At 56.6% G+C, this 15,904-nt stretch carries 16 protein-coding genes; 4 read left to right on the top strand and 12 right to left on the bottom strand.

From position 1 onward, the window contains the following. From CLV83_RS01815 to CLV83_RS22545, 8 genes are all read right to left on the bottom strand, one after another. The gene (locus CLV83_RS01815) at positions 1–1,257 is read right to left on the bottom strand and encodes a hypothetical protein (RefSeq protein ID WP_132286683.1); all 1,257 of its coding nucleotides are present in this window, start codon (positions 1,255–1,257) and stop codon (positions 1–3) included. Between the two features lie 164 nt (positions 1,258–1,421). Then, a complete protein-coding gene (locus CLV83_RS01810; RefSeq protein ID WP_132286680.1) occupies positions 1,422–2,135 on the bottom strand; it encodes an ABC transporter permease in 714 nt (237 codons plus the stop codon). Continuing rightward, positions 2,132–2,824 carry an ABC transporter permease gene (locus tag CLV83_RS01805; RefSeq protein WP_132286677.1) on the bottom strand — a complete coding sequence of 231 codons (693 nt, stop codon included), beginning with the start codon at positions 2,822–2,824 and terminating at the stop codon, positions 2,132–2,134. Before CLV83_RS01805 ends, CLV83_RS01810 begins: the two co-directional genes overlap by 4 nt. 93 nt (positions 2,825–2,917) lie before the next feature. After that, on the bottom strand, positions 2,918–3,676 hold the full coding sequence (locus tag CLV83_RS01800) for a transporter substrate-binding domain-containing protein (protein WP_132286674.1): 759 nt from the start codon (positions 3,674–3,676) through the stop codon (positions 2,918–2,920). 56 nt (positions 3,677–3,732) lie between these two features. Further along, complete coding sequence (locus CLV83_RS01795; protein WP_132286671.1) at positions 3,733–4,506, bottom strand: ABC transporter ATP-binding protein; 774 nt, start codon at positions 4,504–4,506, stop codon at positions 3,733–3,735. A 343-nt stretch (positions 4,507–4,849) separates the two neighbouring features. Then, complete coding sequence (locus tag CLV83_RS01790) at positions 4,850–6,802, bottom strand: methyl-accepting chemotaxis protein (RefSeq protein WP_132286668.1); 1,953 nt, start codon at positions 6,800–6,802, stop codon at positions 4,850–4,852. Between the two features lie 264 nt (positions 6,803–7,066). Then, complete coding sequence (locus CLV83_RS01785) at positions 7,067–7,684, bottom strand: LysE family translocator (RefSeq protein ID WP_132286665.1); 618 nt, start codon at positions 7,682–7,684, stop codon at positions 7,067–7,069. Next, a complete protein-coding gene (locus CLV83_RS22545) occupies positions 7,681–7,827 on the bottom strand; it encodes a hypothetical protein (RefSeq protein ID WP_165900209.1) in 147 nt (48 codons plus the stop codon). The genes CLV83_RS01785 and CLV83_RS22545 overlap by 4 nt, the downstream gene beginning before the upstream one ends. Positions 7,828–7,998: 171 nt before the next feature. Between CLV83_RS22545 and CLV83_RS01780 the strand changes: the two genes are divergently transcribed. Then, positions 7,999–9,420 carry an aminotransferase-like domain-containing protein gene (locus CLV83_RS01780; protein WP_132286662.1) on the top strand — a complete coding sequence of 474 codons (1,422 nt, stop codon included), beginning with the start codon at positions 7,999–8,001 and terminating at the stop codon, positions 9,418–9,420. 35 nt (positions 9,421–9,455) lie between these two features. Here the strand turns inward: CLV83_RS01780 and CLV83_RS01775 are convergent, their stop codons facing one another. The 3 genes from CLV83_RS01775 to cfa all read right to left on the bottom strand — a co-directional run bounded on the left by CLV83_RS01775 (position 9,456) and on the right by cfa (position 12,118). After that, positions 9,456–9,992 (bottom strand): DUF924 family protein, encoded by a 537-nt coding sequence (locus CLV83_RS01775; RefSeq protein ID WP_132286659.1) that lies wholly within the window; start codon positions 9,990–9,992, stop codon positions 9,456–9,458. A gap of 18 nt (positions 9,993–10,010) precedes the next feature. Beyond that, complete coding sequence (locus tag CLV83_RS01770) at positions 10,011–10,841, bottom strand: DUF6920 family protein (protein ID WP_132286656.1); 831 nt, start codon at positions 10,839–10,841, stop codon at positions 10,011–10,013. Positions 10,842–10,918: 77 nt separating this feature from the next. Next, complete coding sequence (gene cfa, locus CLV83_RS01765) at positions 10,919–12,118, bottom strand: cyclopropane fatty acyl phospholipid synthase (protein ID WP_132286653.1); 1,200 nt, start codon at positions 12,116–12,118, stop codon at positions 10,919–10,921. Between the two features lie 235 nt (positions 12,119–12,353). On the opposite strand from cfa, the gene hmuQ reads away from it, so the two are divergent. Then, complete coding sequence (gene hmuQ / locus CLV83_RS01760; RefSeq protein WP_132286650.1) at positions 12,354–12,656, top strand: heme-degrading protein HmuQ; 303 nt, start codon at positions 12,354–12,356, stop codon at positions 12,654–12,656. Between the two features lie 27 nt (positions 12,657–12,683). Here hmuQ and pdxR read toward each other — a convergent pair whose 3' ends face one another. Next, the gene (pdxR, locus tag CLV83_RS01755; protein ID WP_132286647.1) at positions 12,684–14,129 is read right to left on the bottom strand and encodes a MocR-like pyridoxine biosynthesis transcription factor PdxR; all 1,446 of its coding nucleotides are present in this window, start codon (positions 14,127–14,129) and stop codon (positions 12,684–12,686) included. 93 nt (positions 14,130–14,222) lie between these two features. On the opposite strand from pdxR, the gene CLV83_RS01750 reads away from it, so the two are divergent. Together CLV83_RS01750 and CLV83_RS01745 are read left to right on the top strand one after the other, a co-directional pair. Then, positions 14,223–14,825 carry a pyridoxamine 5'-phosphate oxidase family protein gene (locus CLV83_RS01750; protein WP_132286644.1) on the top strand — a complete coding sequence of 201 codons (603 nt, stop codon included), beginning with the start codon at positions 14,223–14,225 and terminating at the stop codon, positions 14,823–14,825. Between the two features lie 268 nt (positions 14,826–15,093). Then, a complete protein-coding gene (locus CLV83_RS01745; RefSeq protein ID WP_132286641.1) occupies positions 15,094–15,894 on the top strand; it encodes a transporter substrate-binding domain-containing protein in 801 nt (266 codons plus the stop codon). Positions 15,895–15,904 lie beyond the last annotated feature (10 nt).

Below are 15,904 nucleotides of genomic sequence, written 5' to 3'. Positions count from 1 at the left end.
TCAGAATACAAAGTCCATGCTCAGGGTAAAGGTATCCAGAGCCGATTTCGGCGTCTGCTCAGTATCCCGCCCCCAGAGGAACGCCTCACCCTCTTCCACCCAGGTACGATCCCATTGCATCTTTAGTGCCATATTACTACGCAGGTCCCAGCGCGCACCCAGAGAGAGTGTTTTCTGATCACTCTGAACCGAGTTCAGTGCTCGCTGAATGTAGTGACCCAGAGGAGGAGGCAACAACGGCGCATCTAAAGTAGCTGCATCCTTGGTGGTTCGTGCCTGGGAGACCAGCCCATACAGAGAGACGCTATCAAAGCGACGGCTTATACCGGCGTAGCCACCGAGAAAAGGCAGGAACAGTTCGCCATCGGAATCCAGGTAAGCGATCTCTGCTGTGGCCTTCCAGGGACCCGTCCGATACTCAGCACCGAGAGAGTAATATTCGGTGACAATGCCATCCAGCCTGAGACGCTCGGCCACCTCAGAACCACCGGTGAAAGATGGCAGCGATAGCAGGTAATCCTCCAGCAGATCGACGTTGGGGTTCTTGAAATCCTGAATTTCAGATCGCGCGTAGGACGCCATCAGCGCGAGATTATTCAGCTCATAGCGCAGCGAGACACCGTAGAAAGGCTCCAGCTTGAAATAGTTATGCTGGTCGAAAGACTCATAGATATTTTTGGTGCTACCCGCAGATAACTTGGCAGAGAGTGTTCCCGCGCCAACTGGGCGGGTATAGCGAAGATCCATACCATCAATATAGGAGAAAGGGATCAGCCCATAGTAATCGACCGGCGGGCGCACCCAGTCATAGGCAAAACCTATATTCTGATACTCGGACATCGGCAGCAGGTCCATCCCTACCCGCCCTACCCTCAGAGTCCAGCGGGGGTCGATATTGTAGGCGAGATAAGCAGCCTCGATCGATTCTTCCAGACCGTTCTCCGGCCGGTCCTTACCCACCAGCTGCAGCGTCCCTCTCAGACGGTCATTCAGATCGGCATCAAGCTGAACACCCAGCAACGAGTCGGGCCGAAATGACCAGCGATCAAACTCCCCTTCCTGGGATACGTTTCTACGAAAGCCCAAGTTTTCATCACCACCACGGGTAAGCGCGATGGAGCCAAAACCGCTGATACGAATATGGTCGCTGAAATGATCGGCACGAACCTCGGTGGAGGCTAGCACAAGCAGAGCGGACAGTGTTGCGGCACCCAACGAGGTGCGGGCACGGGAGAAAAGAGAGACGGACTGATTCAAATGCTTTTGGCTTCTATAAAACAGCATTTATGGGGCGTCGTTACCTGACCCTTAGCTCTCCTTCCTGAGAATGCAACGCTATGTTACCAAAAAACAACATTCGTTAAAGGGGCTTTTGGACTGTTTTTTGACCAACTTTAGCACTAAAAAAGAAAGCCCGGCCTCTAACGGCCGGGCTCGGTGGGCACCTTGTAGTGCTGATAGCGGTTCAACCGATGCTCAATCAGACGGAAACAACCGATCATGATCGCGGTAATCAGCAGATACAGCATGCCAGCAGCAAAGAAGATCTCCAGCGGCGTATAGGTACGGGCGATAATCGTCCGCGCCGCGCCAGTAATATCGAGCAGAGTGATCGTCGATGCCAGAGAACTGCTCTTCAGCATCAGGATAAGCTCATTACCGTAGGCCGGCAGAACGATCCCAAAGGCCCGCGGCAGGACGATGCGTCGAATCTTCATCGGCCGACTCATACCAAAGGCATCGGCCGCCTCCAATTCACCCTTGGGGATCGCCTGAATCGCGCCACGGATCAACTCCGCCGTATAGGCGGCAGTGTTGAGTGTGAAGGCGATAATCGCACACCAGTAAGGCTCTTTGAGAATCGGCCAGAGTGCCGACTCCTTGATGGCGTCAAACTGGGAAGCACCGTAATAGATCAGGAAGATCTGCACCAGCAGCGGCGTTCCGCGGAAAAAGAAGATATAGCCGAACGGCAGCATACGCAGCCAGCGGTTGTGCGAAGCACGCATCAGCGCCAGAGGTACCGCCAGGATCAGACCGAGCAGACCGGACAGGAAAACCAGCTCCAGCGTCACCCACACACCGTCGATCAGGCGCGGCATGTACTCGTAAATAACACTCCAGTTCCAGTTCATGCGCGCGCTCCCCGTGCCGCCGGGTCAGCCGCACGCTCCAGCCAGGTGGTGGTCAGAGTAGCCAGCACTGTCAGCCCCAGATAGATAATCGCTGCTGCCATATAGAAGGTAAACGGCTGCTTGGTTGAACCTGTGGCCACATAGGCTTGGCGCATCAGGTCGTTAAGACCCACCACGGACACCAGTGCCGTGTCCTTCAAAAGCACCTGGAACAGGTTGCCAAGGCCTGGCAGTGCCAGCCGCCACACCTGCGGCAGGATAATGCGAAAAAAGGTCTTACCGCGCGTCATGCCCAGCGCCTGGGCCGACTCCCACTGCCCTTTGGGAATCGCCTGAATCGCACCGCGGAACACTTCGGTTGAGTAGGCGCCAAAGGCGATGGAAAGCGCCGCGACACCCGCCGCAAAGGCACTGATTTCGATATATTCGGTGTAACCGAACTTCTCGGCCACGGCCATCAGCATCATCGAACCACCGAAGTAGATAGTCAGTACCAACAACAGCTCGGGAATGCCGCGCACCAGGGTCGTGTACGCCGTTGCCAGCATGCGTGCCGGCCAGAAAGAGGATAGCTTGGCTGAAGCACCTATCAAGCCGAACGCCAATCCGAAGACCAGACTGGTCAGCGCCAGCTTGATCGTGACCCAGGTGCCGGATAGCAGCAGGTCACCAAATCCTAATAGATCCATAAATAAGATCACCGCGGGAGCGGCCAGCCCTTAATCCGCTGACGGCCGCCCCTTTGTCGTTAAACGTGGAAAGTCTTTATAAATGGAAAAGTCTTAATAGATAGAGAACGGGAAGTACTTTTCATTGATTTCAGCATAGGTGCCGTCATCAACAATTGCCTTGATCGCAGCGCTGAATTTGTCCTTCAGGTCATCGCCCTTGCGCACGGCGATGGCGATCTTGTCATCGATATCGATATCTTCGCCTTTGAATTCAAAGCCCTCGCCCTCTGCACTGCGCAGCCAGTCGAATGCAGGAAACTTATCGGACAGCAACGCGTCCAGACGGCCTGCGCCCAGATCCAGGTAGGCGTTATCCTGAGTATCATAGAGCTTCACATTGACCACATCGCCAAGCTCATCTTCGAGGTACTGACCCGCCACGGTGGCACGCTGTGCTCCAATGGTCATACCTTCGAGGCTTGCCGCGCTGGCGTCGAAATCACTGTCGGCAGGCGCGATGTAAGCCAGCACGTTCGAGTAGTAGGGCTCACTGAAATCCACCACACGCAGGCGCTCTTCGGTGATCGACATGGACGCGATGATAGCGTCGTACTTGCGCCCCATCAGGCCCGGAATGATGCCATCCCAGTCCTGAGCGACGATTTCGCAGTCCGCTTCCATTTGCGCGCAGAGCGCTTTTGCAATATCCACATCAAAACCGACCAGCTCGCCATTCTCATCGGTCATGTTGAACGGCGCGTAGGCACCCTCTGTCGCAATACGGATTTTGTCGGCGGCACTCGCCAGGGTCGAACCCATAGAGGTCGCCAAAATCAGGGAGGCTGCCGTAATCAGTTTGCTTGCTTTCATAAACTAGTCACCGTTTGTCACTAAGTTGAGTTTGCGGGGCTGTGCCAAGCCATAGTTCAGTGATGGCTGGCCATAAAGTCACGCACTCGAGGGGATGTCGGTCGGTCAAACACTTCTTCCGGTGTTCCCGACTCTTCTATATTGCCCTGGTGAAGGAACACCACCTTGTTCGAGACCTCACGCGCAAAGCGCATTTCGTGTGTCACGATCAACATGGTGCGCCCCTCTTCGGCCAGCGAACGCATAACCGCCAGGACTTCATTGACCAATTCCGGGTCTAGCGCAGACGTGGGCTCGTCAAACAGCAGCACACGTGGTTCCATCGCCAAGGCCCGAGCGATAGCGATACGCTGCTGCTGGCCGCCCGAAAGGTTGGCCGGATAGACGTTCCGCTTGTCATACAGACCCACCCGCTCGAGCAATTTCTCGGCGCGGGCGATCGCTTCATCCCTGGATAGCTTCAGCACCTGGGTCGGTGCCTCGATGATATTGTCGATAATGGATTTGTGCGGCCAGAGGTTGAAGTTCTGGAACACGAAGCCAATCTCGGAGCGCATACGCTCGAGCTGACGACTGTTGCTTGCCTTCAGATCACCATCTTTACCGGGCTCCAGCGCCAGCTCTTCACCGGACATGATAATCCTGCCCTTACTGGGCCGCTCCAGCAGGTTAATGCAGCGCAGCAGGGTACTCTTGCCGGAGCCACTGGACCCCAGAATTGAGATAACTTCCCCATCTCCGGCACTGAGCGATACCCCTTTCAGCACTTCCAGCGTGCCGTAAGACTTATGAATATCGACCAGCTCCAGCGCTGTCTTTTTCTGCTCCATACCTGCCCTACTTAAACCCTTATCAGAAAACAGCCAACTTTCGCTGGTCTACGCACCAGAACCAGTGAAGGATCAGGCTAGTTAGCCCTTAAGTAACAAAATTGACCGATTGGTTAGACAATTTTGTAATATTGCCACTCTCTAATCCAAAGATCATCCGCCAAGGTCAACGAATAAGCCTCTGACCGGCAAAATCATCACGAATTAAATTCATAGTAGACAATAAATAAAAAACCCGGCCAAATGGCCGGGCTGAAGATCAAGAGGGGGAGATCTAAAAAGAGGCAGGCACACCTGCCCGTTACGGCATCTTCGCAGTGCCTGAGCAGCACTGCTGTAACAATCAGACTTTGAACTCTTTCACCAACCCCTGCAGATTACGGCTTACATCGACCAGCATGCGCGTTGCTGCAACGGTTTCACTGGAGCTGTTAGCAGAGGTTTCGGTGATATCCCGCACTCGTACCACGCTTTGGTTTATTTCTTCGGCAACGGAGCCCTGCTCTTCCGCTGCGGTGGCGATCTGCTGGTTCATCTGCTGAATCAGCGACACGGCATTGGCAATATTGTCGAGCAGGCTACCGGTGGTGTGGGTCGAAGAGACGCTCTCCCTGGTCATCTGCTGACCGGATTCCATCATCACCAGAGAGCGTTCCGCGTTGTGCTGAAGGTTGCCGATCAACTCTTCAATTTCGGTGGTGGACTCCTGGGTACGCTGCGCCAGGCCGCGCACCTCATCGGCTACCACTGCGAACCCTCGACCGGCATCGCCGGCGCGAGCCGCTTCGATCGCCGCGTTGAGCGCCAGCAAATTGGTCTGTTCGGCGATCCCTTTAATGACATCGATAACACGACCGATATCATCGCTCTGCACCTTGAGCTCACCCATCGCCTCCGCGGTTGAGGCTATTTCAGTAGCCATGCGGGTGATAGTTTCAACGGTACCGCTGATCCCCTTCACACCCTCTTTCGCCTGGTTATCCGCATCATCAGCAGCACCCGAGGCATCTTCAGCGCTGCGTGCTACTTCCTGAACGGCAACAGTCATCTCGTTGATCGCGGCAGCAACCTGGTCGGTTTCAGCCCGCTGCAGTTGCATCCCTTCCTGATTTTTCTCGGCGGAGGAGTTAATCTGCGAAGACGCAGAGGTCAATTCAGTAACACCCTGATCAATGCGACCAAGCAGCTCGCGCAGACGACTGTTCATCTGCGCCATCGCACTCATCAGGTCGCCGATCTCATCACTGCGGTCGCGTTCGATTTTCTGCGTCAGGTCACCTTCGGCGATGCGGTGGGCAACATTCGCTGCATGGGCCAGCGGTTTACTGATCACACGGGAAATCAGGAGGGTCAGCAGAACACCCAGCACCATGGCCAGCGCGGTCACACCGGCGAGGATCAGATTGGATTGTTCAGTATCGGCAATCTGGCTTGCTGCCTGCTCCTGCAGCACCTGCTCCACGTCCTGAGAAAGCTCAATGGCAGCAGCAACCAGCTCCAGCTGCGTATCCCCCAGACGGTTGTCTATCTGATGCACACGCATCAGATATTCTCCGTACTGGTTCAGATTACTGGCCGCCTCGTTCAGCGTACTGCGGGAAATACCGATCTGGCTCTGGCGCAGGGTATCCGCCAGGTCATTGAACTCAGCAACGATTTTATCGATGGTCTCATCCAGGGCACGGGAACCGTTCTCGCTGCTATTATCTGCAGCCGCCAAGGTAATCAGATAACCGCGCACCCGGTAGCGCGCCATGGTATAGCGGTGATAGACCTTCTCCGCCACGGCTGCGGCCTTCCAGTTATCCCGCTGTAGCGCGATCCGGTTAGCCTCTTCAGTAATTTCACCCAACAGACGCAGCAACTCCGAGCCATAGGCCGCCCACTCCTTGCGGGTATTGACACGCTCGCTTTTCAGATCGAGAATCTTAGTCAAGCTGCGCTGGTAAACGACGAGATCCCGCCCCAGCTCATCGAGAGCTGCCTTTTCGCCCGCTGCCAGATCTCTCCCCTTCAGCTGATTAACATGCGCCTCCATCTGTTCGATATGCTCGACCAGTGCGTCATAGTCGGCATCAGCGCCGGTGCGCAGGTAACGCTGACGAGCGCTTTTCGCGTCCAGCAACGCCACATTAATATCCTCGGCCAAAGTGACCTTTTCGCTGCTTTCTTTAGCAAGCGACAGCCCGTGACCACCGACAACGGCAACAACAAGAGTGAGCAGGAGAATGGTTCCGAAACCGATCAGAAGTTTCTTGCCGATGGAGATATTTTCGAGGAGTTTGGTGATTCCCATAGGATTCCGTTTCCGTGAGCCAGAGGTGTGAACTGACCTTAGCGGCAGCCCTATGGATTTATTTAATCATTTATATGACTACAAATAAATAATGTATCTACTATGCAACAATATATTAGATCCTGCTCAAACTACGCCCATTAAGGTTATTCAGTGATCAGCGCTAGCCCTCTCTGCAGGCAACCATTAAGTGGGGTAGATACTGAGACAGGATTGAAAGGGAAATCAGGAAAAGAAAACCGGCCAGAACGGCCGGTTTGAATATCAGGCGAGAATCATAATGACGCAGCCAGCGGTCAGCGTACCCATCACAGCATTAAACCAACGCCAGTGCAGCGGCGTATGCAGCAGGCGCCCGATGGCCACCCCGAACCCCGCCCAGAGCGCAATGGATGGCAGGTTGGTCACTCCCATCAATAGCACCACAACAATGGCAGAGGTAACAAAGGCATCGCCGGTCAAGGTGAACGATGCGATCCCGGAGATCGCCATCACCCAGGCCTTGGGGTTGGCAAACTGGAACGCTGCGGCCTGCATGAAAGTCATCGGCCGTTTCGTTTCAGCATCACTGGCTTTACTCGGCGGTGGTGCACTGGCGATTTTCCACGCCAGCCAGAGCAGATAAAGACTGCCCACCACCTTGAGCCCCAGCTGCAGCACAGGCCACTGCTGGAACAGTGCGCCCAGGCCCAGGGCAACCGCACTCATCAGCACCATACAGCCAACGGTGATACCCGCCATGTGCGGCAGAGTGCGCAGAAAGCCGTGGTTGGCGCCCGAGGCGGTCAGCATCATGTTGTTGGGGCCTGGCGTCGCTGACATGCTGAATGCAAAGGCAACAACCGGCCCGGCCAGGGCAAGCAGTTCGGCGCTAGAGATCATGACCTTCCCCCCTGCTCGCTACACTCGCGAAAACAGGCACGGCCACGGCGGCTCTGACGCATCATCATGGCCATCACCTCAACGACCGCGCATACAGACTGAACCACCGGCAGATTAAGGAGTTGGGAACCATGAATAGACATAAGAGCCTCCGATACATAATTGTATGCATACAATTGTCGAAAAATGGGATATAAAAACCTCATACAAGAGGTACAATCAAGGTTAGTTCGGGACTTAAAACCGAGCAATCAGAGTTTTGTACCCCATACACTCAAATGTCACCCTGACAATCAGCCTGGGATAAAAGCCGCATGAGCATCAAGGAAAAAGCCCAGCAACGGGCCAGCTGGCTGCCCTCCGGCCAAACACCGGCCGGGGCGCGCTACAAAACCCTCGCCGACCAGATCGCTGCCGCCATTGCATCCGGCGAGCTCAAACCGGGAGACCGGCTGCCACCACAGCGCCTGCTTGCCGATGCGCTCGAGGTGACCGTCGGCACGATCACCCGCGCCTATAAGGAAGCGGAAAGACGGGGTCTGCTTGAAGCCAAGGTGGGCAGCGGTACACGGGTCAGGGGTAAACACAGTGATGAGCCCAACTTCCACCATCTCTCGAAAGCCACAGGCGACAGCATCGATCTGTCCCTGAGCATCCCGATCCCCTGCGCACTGCGTGAGCGGCAGCTGTCGGCGATCATGGCCAGGCTGAGCGAGCAGCCCAGTGCACTGCACAACGCGCTCGAATATCAGTCGGAGAAGGGTAATCCTGAGCAGAGAAAACAGCTGGCAGCCTGGCTAAGCAGCCAGAACATTCATATCGACGCCGACGAGCTGCTGCTATCGATTGGCGGACAGCACGCGGACTTCCTGGTGCTGCAATCGTTGATCCGACCCGGGGAAGCGGTGGCATCCGACGCCCTGACCTACCCCGGCATGATCGCCTGCGCCCGCCAGCTCGGCCTCAAACACCTGCCGGTTTCCATGGACCGCGAGGGTATGCGCCCGGATGCACTTGAGCGACTGTGCGAGCGCCAGCGGGTGCGCCTGCTCTACCTGATGCCGGAGCATAACAACCCCACGGCAGCGCATATGAGTGAGCAGCGGCGGCGGGAAATCGTCCGCATCGCGCGTAAGTATGACCTGCTGATTCTGGAGGATGGCGTACAGTTCGTCAGCGCAGAGCTACGCGGCACGCCGTTTTTTGAACTGGCGCCGGAGCGCTCCTTCTATATCTTCAGCGTCTCGAAAATTCTTTCAGGGGGACTCAGGTTTGGCTGTCTGCGAGCGCCGGCGGCGCTGATTCCCCAGCTCGCATCGGGGATCAGAGCGCAATTCTGGTCCAGCCCGGGGATCGTCGGAGCCGTTGCCTGCGAGTGGCTTGCAAGCGGTGATGCGGACACCCTGATCAACTGGCAGAACCAGGAACTGGCAGCGCGCCATGCGCTTCTGGAGCAGGTGTTTCGCGGGTACGACTTTCACGCCCATCCCTGCGGCTTTCACGCCTGGCTGCATCTGCCTGAGCCCTGGCGCGCCAGCGACTTTGTCGAGCAGGCCCGCCACCGAGGCGTGACCCTGGTCAGTCCCGAACCCTTCTGCGTGGGCACCCAGCCGGCGCCTCAGGCGGTGCGAATCTGCATCACCCCACCCACCTCTATCGAGTCGCTGCAAACCGGGCTGAACCGGCTACGGGACCTGCTGGCAGAAGGCCCCAGACCAACGGCGCCGCTGGTATAAGCCGGGGCCTGGCGGTTGCTACAGAGGGGATGGAGTTAGAAACTGGAGCCGGGCTGCCTGAGAAACTCCAGCTCCTCTTCACTGGATTCACGGCCGAGGATGGCGTTGCGGTGGGGGTAGCGACCGAAACGGTCGATGATCGCCCTATGCCTCAGCTCGAAGCGATATTCGCTTTCCAGCCCATTGTTCCGGAACAGTTGCTCTGCTTGCTCGTGGATCAACACCGACTCCGAGTGCATGTAAGGCATATAGAGAAAGTGACACTGGATGGCGCTGAGATGCTTGTCGACGCCGGCGTGCACGGCCTCCTGGGACAGCACCAGCGCCAACGAATCCTGGGCGAAGGCCGCCGCGGTATCGCGATAGATATTACGCGAGAACTGGTCCAGCACGATGATCTCGGCGAGGCGCCCCTCGGGTTGTTCGCGCCAGGCAAAGAGCTCGCCTCTTTTGGCTCGCTCCAGCGTTTGCAGAAAGCGGCGCTCGATCAGCGCATCCAGCTCCGCGTCCTTCCTCCACCAGTCTTCGGGTGATAGTTCCGAGAACCAGAACTCCAGCACCTCGGTATACATCAAGACCTCCTGATCAACCTATGCCTGGGCGTCAGTATAGGTCAGCGAGTCGAGCTCAGCCTGCCAGTAGGGAGCGGACTCCTCCCCTTCCAGCCAGATCGCCTCGGCCCGCTGTGGCACCAGCACACCGGCCACCCTTGCGTAGGCGTACCAGCGACCCTCCCAGGGCGTTGGCACAAACTTGCCTGCCCTGAATCGCGCTCTCTCCTGCGCATAAACACGGTCAATCAGCCCCTCGTCATTGAAGACGAAGGTCAGCGAGGCGGATAACTCGCCGTCGCGGATACTCACCTCCACCGAGTTATCGCCGAGCTGCTTAAAACTCAGTGCCGGATGGGTCAGCAGCAGCATCGGATACCAGGGCAGCTCTGCCAGAAAGCGCTGTAGCTCCGCCTCTGCGAGAGCTTCCCCGTCTCTCTGGTCTGCCAGGGGCAGCAGCCCCATAAATGCCGCACGCAGACTACCCTCCTGCTGCGCATAGGCATCGCAGACCCAGATCGTTGGGCGGATACGGGCGATCCAGGCAAATCCGGGGGCGCGGGTAAATACCAGCTGCCGGGCCTTAAACGCCTTCCACTGAGGCTCGCTCTCGCCCAGATCGATCAGGCCATGCTGCTTGAGCTCAACGCGGGCAACCAGCGGCATGGGATCGCCGGCGGGCAGGACATTATTAAGGTAGGTCTGGAGTACGAGCGGCAGGTCGGCAAGACCACGCGCCAGCCCGGAGTCATCGCCGGATGCGGTCTGTAAACGGTGAGTCAAACGCCGCTCCCAGCCCAGGGTGCGCCACAGGCCAATACAGAACAGCGTTGTTAAAACCAGCAGGAGAATCCAGCTCCAGGCGTCCATTCATACCTCTACATCTACACTTCTAGAACTGCGGGCACGAAGGCGCCCGCATTTTAAGGACGCACAGTATTCCAGATTCAGCGCACCGAGCGATAGACCTCCTGGCTCTCCAGCGGCGCCAGCACCACCTGCCAGAGCTGTCCGCGCTTGGAGCGGAAGAAACCGGCGCAGCTCATCAGGTAGTAACGCCACATACGGGCGAAACGCTCATCATAGTTACCGGACAGGCTGTGCCAGCTGGATTTGAAGTTATCCCACCAGGCCATCAGCGTCTTGTCGTAATCGGTACCGAAGTTGTGCAGGTCTTCCACGTTGAAATAGCTTTTGCAGGAGCCCACCAGCGTCGGCAGCGTGGGCAACTCGCCGTTGGGGAAGATATAGCGGTCGATCCAGGGATCGACGCCGCCGCCATCCTGTTCGGTACCGATGGTATGCAGCAGGAACAGCCCATCCTGTTTCACGCAGCGCGACAGCGTGGAAAAGTAGGTGTCGTAGTTTTTGTGACCCACGTGCTCGAACATGCCCACCGACACCACTCGATCGTACTGCCCCTGGATCTCGCGATAGTCGATCAGTTCGATATCCACCGGCAGGCCGGCGCAACGCTCCTTGGCCATCTTCACCTGCTCTTTCGAGATGGTGATGCCATGAACCTTTACGCCGTAATGTTTGGCCATGTACGCGGCCAGGCTCCCCCAGCCACAGCCCACTTCCAGCACGGTCATACCGGGCTTGAGCTTGAGCTTACGGCAGATCAGGTCGAGTTTGGCGATCTGGGCATCCTCAAGATTATCGGCCTCGGCCCAGTATCCGCAGCTGTAGCACCAGTGGCGATCGAGCATTTTTTCGTAGAGGTCATTGCCGATATCGTAGTGCTGCTCGCCGACCTGAAAGGCGCGGCTGGAGGTCTGCAGATTAAGCAGGCGCGCCTTGAGATAATGCATGGCGATATAGAGACGTGCGCTGCCAAGAGGCCTTTCATCAAGCCGGGCATGCATCAGGCGGGTCATCAGGCCCGACAGATCGTGGCACTCCCAGTAACCATCCATGTACGCTTCACCAAAACCGAGCGATCCCCGGGTCAGCACGGCGGCATAGACGCTCGGATCCGACACCTGGATATCCCAGGGCCTGTCGCCGTTTACACGAACATCGGCATGAGCCAGCAGGTTGCTGAGTACCTTCGGCGGTGCGGTATCGAGGTAGTGTGAGTGGCTAATCCCTGCATGGGATGGCGCGTGTGATGGCGCCTGCGATAGAGAGTGCTTATCCGTCATCGATTCCCCCTTGGATGATCAGTTGATCATCTTTTCAGAGTAGACACGAACCGGGGCACGGCAGAGTAATGGTTATAGGCAATTTGCACTTTGATACTACTAATAGCTCAATTAAATGATTAATGCACACAACAGTGTGGTGCAGTAAGTGCAGGGGAGCGATATAAAACTGACAGCCTCCCCCCAGGCAGGCTAAGGTGGGCGCATCCGTTCAAACCTAATCAGAGGAACAGCCATGTATATCGCCATGAACCGCTTCCGCATCGCCCTGGGCAAAGAGGAAGCCTTCATCGACATCTGGAAAAACCGCGACACCTTTCTAAGTGAGGTGCCGGGCTTCAAGAGCTTCAACCTGCTGCAGGGCCCCACCAGCGAAGAGTGCACCCTGTTCGCTTCGCACAGTATATGGGAGTCGGAAGAAGCGTTTATCAACTGGACCAAGTCCGAAGCCTTCCGCAAGGCCCACGCCAACGCCAAGCCGGCCAAGGATATCTACCTGGGCCCGCCGCAGTTCGAAGGTTTTAACCAGGTGCTGTAAGAACCCGAAGCCATGCCACGAACCGAGTCACTCGGCAGCAGAGATGATCGGTTGCAGCACCCGCTCCAGGATCGCGACGCCTCGACGCATGGCATCACGGTCCTGAGCCGCAAACCCCAGCACCAGGCCACAACCCTCTTCCGGATCAAACAGACTCAACGCCCTTGCGCTAACACCCTCAGCCGTCAGAAGCGCCACCACCGCCTGATCATCGACCTTCGACTCACCCACCCTCGACGGCAGTTTCAAGCAGAGATTCATCCCGCCACCGGCATCGATCACCGGCAGTCCCGCCAGCGCACTCTCTGCAATCTGAGCCTCGAGCATCTGCCTGCGCTGCAGATAGAAGCGCTTCATACGCCGTAGATGCCGTCCGTAATCCCCACAGGCCATAAATTCAGCCAACGCCAGTTGGGCCGGCATCGAAAGACCGCCATCAATAACTCTTCGTGCATTTAGAAAGTCGGTTAGCAGCGATCGCGGCAACACCAGGTAGCCCAACCTGAGCCCCGGGAACAGGGTGCGGCTGAAAGTCCCGGCGTAGATCACTCGTTGATGGATATCCAGCGAGAACATGGCCGATAAAGCAGGCCCCGCCGCAAATTCCGAATCGTAATCATCCTCCAGCAACCAGACATCATTTCGCTGCGCCCAGTCCAGCAGCGCCAGGCGACGATCAGCGGGCAGCGTATGCCCCAGTGGAAAGTTACGCGAAGGGGTCAGCAACATAAGCCTGGCTTCGCCCAGGCTCTCAACCTCATCAAGATCCTGCTGGTGGAAATAGTCGATCTTCGCCCCTGCCGCTTTAAAGACCCGTTCGCTGCCGGGAAACCCCGGCCTCTCCAGCAGCACTTTATCTCCCGCCGATACCAGTTGATTCGCTACCAGGTAAATCCCCTGCTGAGAACCTGATGTGATCAACACCTGGTCGGCATCCACCTGCATGCCGCGCTGAGCGCCGAGCCAGCGCACTATCTCACGACGTAACTTCAGGTCTCCCTGGGGATCACCCGCCAACAACCCCGCTGCGGACACCGACTTTTGCATCGCCCGCTGCCAGCGCCGGTACGGAAAATGGTCCAAGGCGGGTACCGCTGGCTGCAGCAGCCCTGCACCAGAACTCCCTGCTGCGTTTTTCGCAGGCGTAGACAGATCAGGCGCTTGACCGCTGGATTTCGGTCCCTGCGGCGTTTGGGGCAGTTCAGCCACAAAACAGCCGGCACCGGTACGCGTGTAGATATAACCTTCCGCCTGCAGCAGCTCGTAGGCACTTTTTACCGTGTTTCGCGAGATATTAAGCGCCGCCGCCAATGAGCGCGTCGCCGGCAAACGGGTCCCGCCGCCAACACGTCGCTCCAGTATCAGCCGCCTTAGCGCCAGAAACAGGCGTCGGTACGCTGGTAGCGCGGGGTCCTGCCTGTTGAGCTCAAGGAACAGACCCAGATCGGTCCTCGCCAGTCCTGACTCATCCATCAAATTGGGACCTTTATTAAGTCATATATTGGATCTTATATAGATCCAATTTAAGACCTACTCTAATCGCTCAACGAGATGGAGTGAACAGAGATGAGCGAATACAGCCTGACCGAACGGACTCGGGTAAAAAGAGGTAGCAAAAGAGCCAACTACGATAAAGAAACGATCAACACGATTCTCGACGAGGCGATGATCTGCCATGTCAGCACCCAGCTGGGTGGCCAGCCGCTGCTGCAGCCGACAATTCACTGGCGTGACGGCGATCAGCTCTATGTACACGGTTCCAGCAAAAACGGACTGTTCAAGGCGCTGCTCGAGGGTTCAGAAGCGTGCATCGCCGTTACCCTGCTGGACGGCATCGTCTTCGCCCGCTCCGCGTTTCATCACTCGGTGAACTACCGCAGCGTGGTGATCTACAGTCAGGCGCGTTTGGTCGATGACGCCGACGAAAAGAGCCGTGCGCTCGATCAGCTGATGGAGAAGTTTCATAAGGGACGCTCCGAACAGGCGCGGCGCGCCAATGAAACCGAGTTGAAGGCCACCAGCGTTATCGCTTTTACCCTCAACGAGGTCTCCGCGAAAATCCGCACCGGCGGACCGGTCGATGATCCGGAAGATATGAGTCTGCCGGTCTGGGCGGGCGTACAGCCGATCAACACAGTACTGGGCGAAATCGAATATGAAAACCGTTAACCCGGGCTGAGCCTTTAAAGATCATGAAACAAAAGTTTCACTTCGATTTATACAAGATTAATCTAAGTTATTGATTTTTAATTCTTAACCGATTGGTCAGCTATGACCTAATATTGATCATCCGCACTATGATGGAGCATTGACGGCCACCAGTGAATCATATGTTTCAGCACAAATTGTCTAACAATCAAGGCGTTACATCTTGGCCTTGAAGTTGCAAAGCGATAGTTACTGAATCATTCGTTTCCTAAACAGAGGGTAGCCAATAATGAAAATTTTAAAAAAAATGAGCCTGGCCGTTGCCGGCTCTCTGCTGCTGACTTTCGGCGCCATATCCACCGCTTCAGCCGATAAACTGGACGACATTACAGAAGCGGGAGTCCTGAAAGTTGCTGTACCTCAGGACTTCCCTCCCTTCGGTTCTGTAGGACCCGACCTTCAGCCCCAGGGCTACGACATCGATATGGCGGGCTACCTGGCCCAGGAACTCGGCGTAAAGCTTGAACTGGTTCCGGTCACCAGCGCCAACCGCATCCCTTACCTGCAAACCCAGAAAGTCGATCTGGTGATCTCCAGCCTGGGTAAAAACCCGGAGCGTGAAAAGGCGATCGACTTCACCAAGCCGTATGCGCCTTTCTTCCTTGGCGTGTTCGGTCTTAACGAGGTAGAGGTAAGCTCACCGGAAGAACTGGCGGACAAAACCGTGGGCGTCACCCGCGGTGCAGTTGAAGATATAGAGTTGAGCAAGCTGGTCTCAGACGACGTAACCATCAAGCGCTTTGAAGATAACAACACCACCCTGTCCGCCTTCCTGTCAGGCCAGGTCGACCTGATCGCCACCGGCAACCTGGTGGTGACCGAAATCGCCAATCGTAACCCCTCCCGCGTGCCTGAAACCAAGTTTATGCTGAAAAACTCCCCCTGCTATGTGGGCGTGATGAAAGGCGAAACCCGCCTGGCCGATAAGGTCAACGAACTGATCGGCAAAGCCTATGCCGACGGCGTCCTGGAGTCCCTCTCGCAGAAATGGCTGAAAGCACCGTACCCCGCTGAACTGGCGTCCATGTAACTGCGTTCGC

Origin of the sequence: Marinobacterium mangrovicola, from assembly GCF_004339595.1 — a bacterium.
Taxonomy (GTDB): domain Bacteria; phylum Pseudomonadota; class Gammaproteobacteria; order Pseudomonadales; family Balneatricaceae; genus Marinobacterium_D; species Marinobacterium_D mangrovicola.
Note: the sequence above shows the minus strand (reverse complement) of the source record. Positions and strands in the feature narration are given on the sequence as shown.

Coding starts and splice junctions, on each gene's coding strand:
- CLV83_RS01810 (WP_132286680.1), bottom strand. CDS start 2,135: ATGAACTGGAACTGGAGTGTTATTTACGAGTACATGCCGCGCCTGATC.
- CLV83_RS01805 (WP_132286677.1), bottom strand. CDS start 2,824: ATGGATCTATTAGGATTTGGTGACCTGCTGCTATCCGGCACCTGGGTC.
- CLV83_RS01800 (WP_132286674.1), bottom strand. CDS start 3,676: ATGAAAGCAAGCAAACTGATTACGGCAGCCTCCCTGATTTTGGCGACC.
- CLV83_RS01795 (WP_132286671.1), bottom strand. CDS start 4,506: ATGGAGCAGAAAAAGACAGCGCTGGAGCTGGTCGATATTCATAAGTCT.
- CLV83_RS01790 (WP_132286668.1), bottom strand. CDS start 6,802: ATGGGAATCACCAAACTCCTCGAAAATATCTCCATCGGCAAGAAACTT.
- CLV83_RS01785 (WP_132286665.1), bottom strand. CDS start 7,684: ATGATCTCTAGCGCCGAACTGCTTGCCCTGGCCGGGCCGGTTGTTGCC.
- CLV83_RS22545 (WP_165900209.1), bottom strand. CDS start 7,827: ATGTCTATTCATGGTTCCCAACTCCTTAATCTGCCGGTGGTTCAGTCT.
- CLV83_RS01780 (WP_132286662.1), top strand. CDS start 7,999: ATGAGCATCAAGGAAAAAGCCCAGCAACGGGCCAGCTGGCTGCCCTCC.
- CLV83_RS01775 (WP_132286659.1), bottom strand. CDS start 9,992: ATGTATACCGAGGTGCTGGAGTTCTGGTTCTCGGAACTATCACCCGAA.
- CLV83_RS01770 (WP_132286656.1), bottom strand. CDS start 10,841: ATGGACGCCTGGAGCTGGATTCTCCTGCTGGTTTTAACAACGCTGTTC.
- cfa (WP_132286653.1), bottom strand. CDS start 12,118: ATGACGGATAAGCACTCTCTATCGCAGGCGCCATCACACGCGCCATCC.
- hmuQ (WP_132286650.1), top strand. CDS start 12,354: ATGTATATCGCCATGAACCGCTTCCGCATCGCCCTGGGCAAAGAGGAA.
- pdxR (WP_132286647.1), bottom strand. CDS start 14,129: ATGGATGAGTCAGGACTGGCGAGGACCGATCTGGGTCTGTTCCTTGAG.
- CLV83_RS01750 (WP_132286644.1), top strand. CDS start 14,223: ATGAGCGAATACAGCCTGACCGAACGGACTCGGGTAAAAAGAGGTAGC.
- CLV83_RS01745 (WP_132286641.1), top strand. CDS start 15,094: ATGAAAATTTTAAAAAAAATGAGCCTGGCCGTTGCCGGCTCTCTGCTG.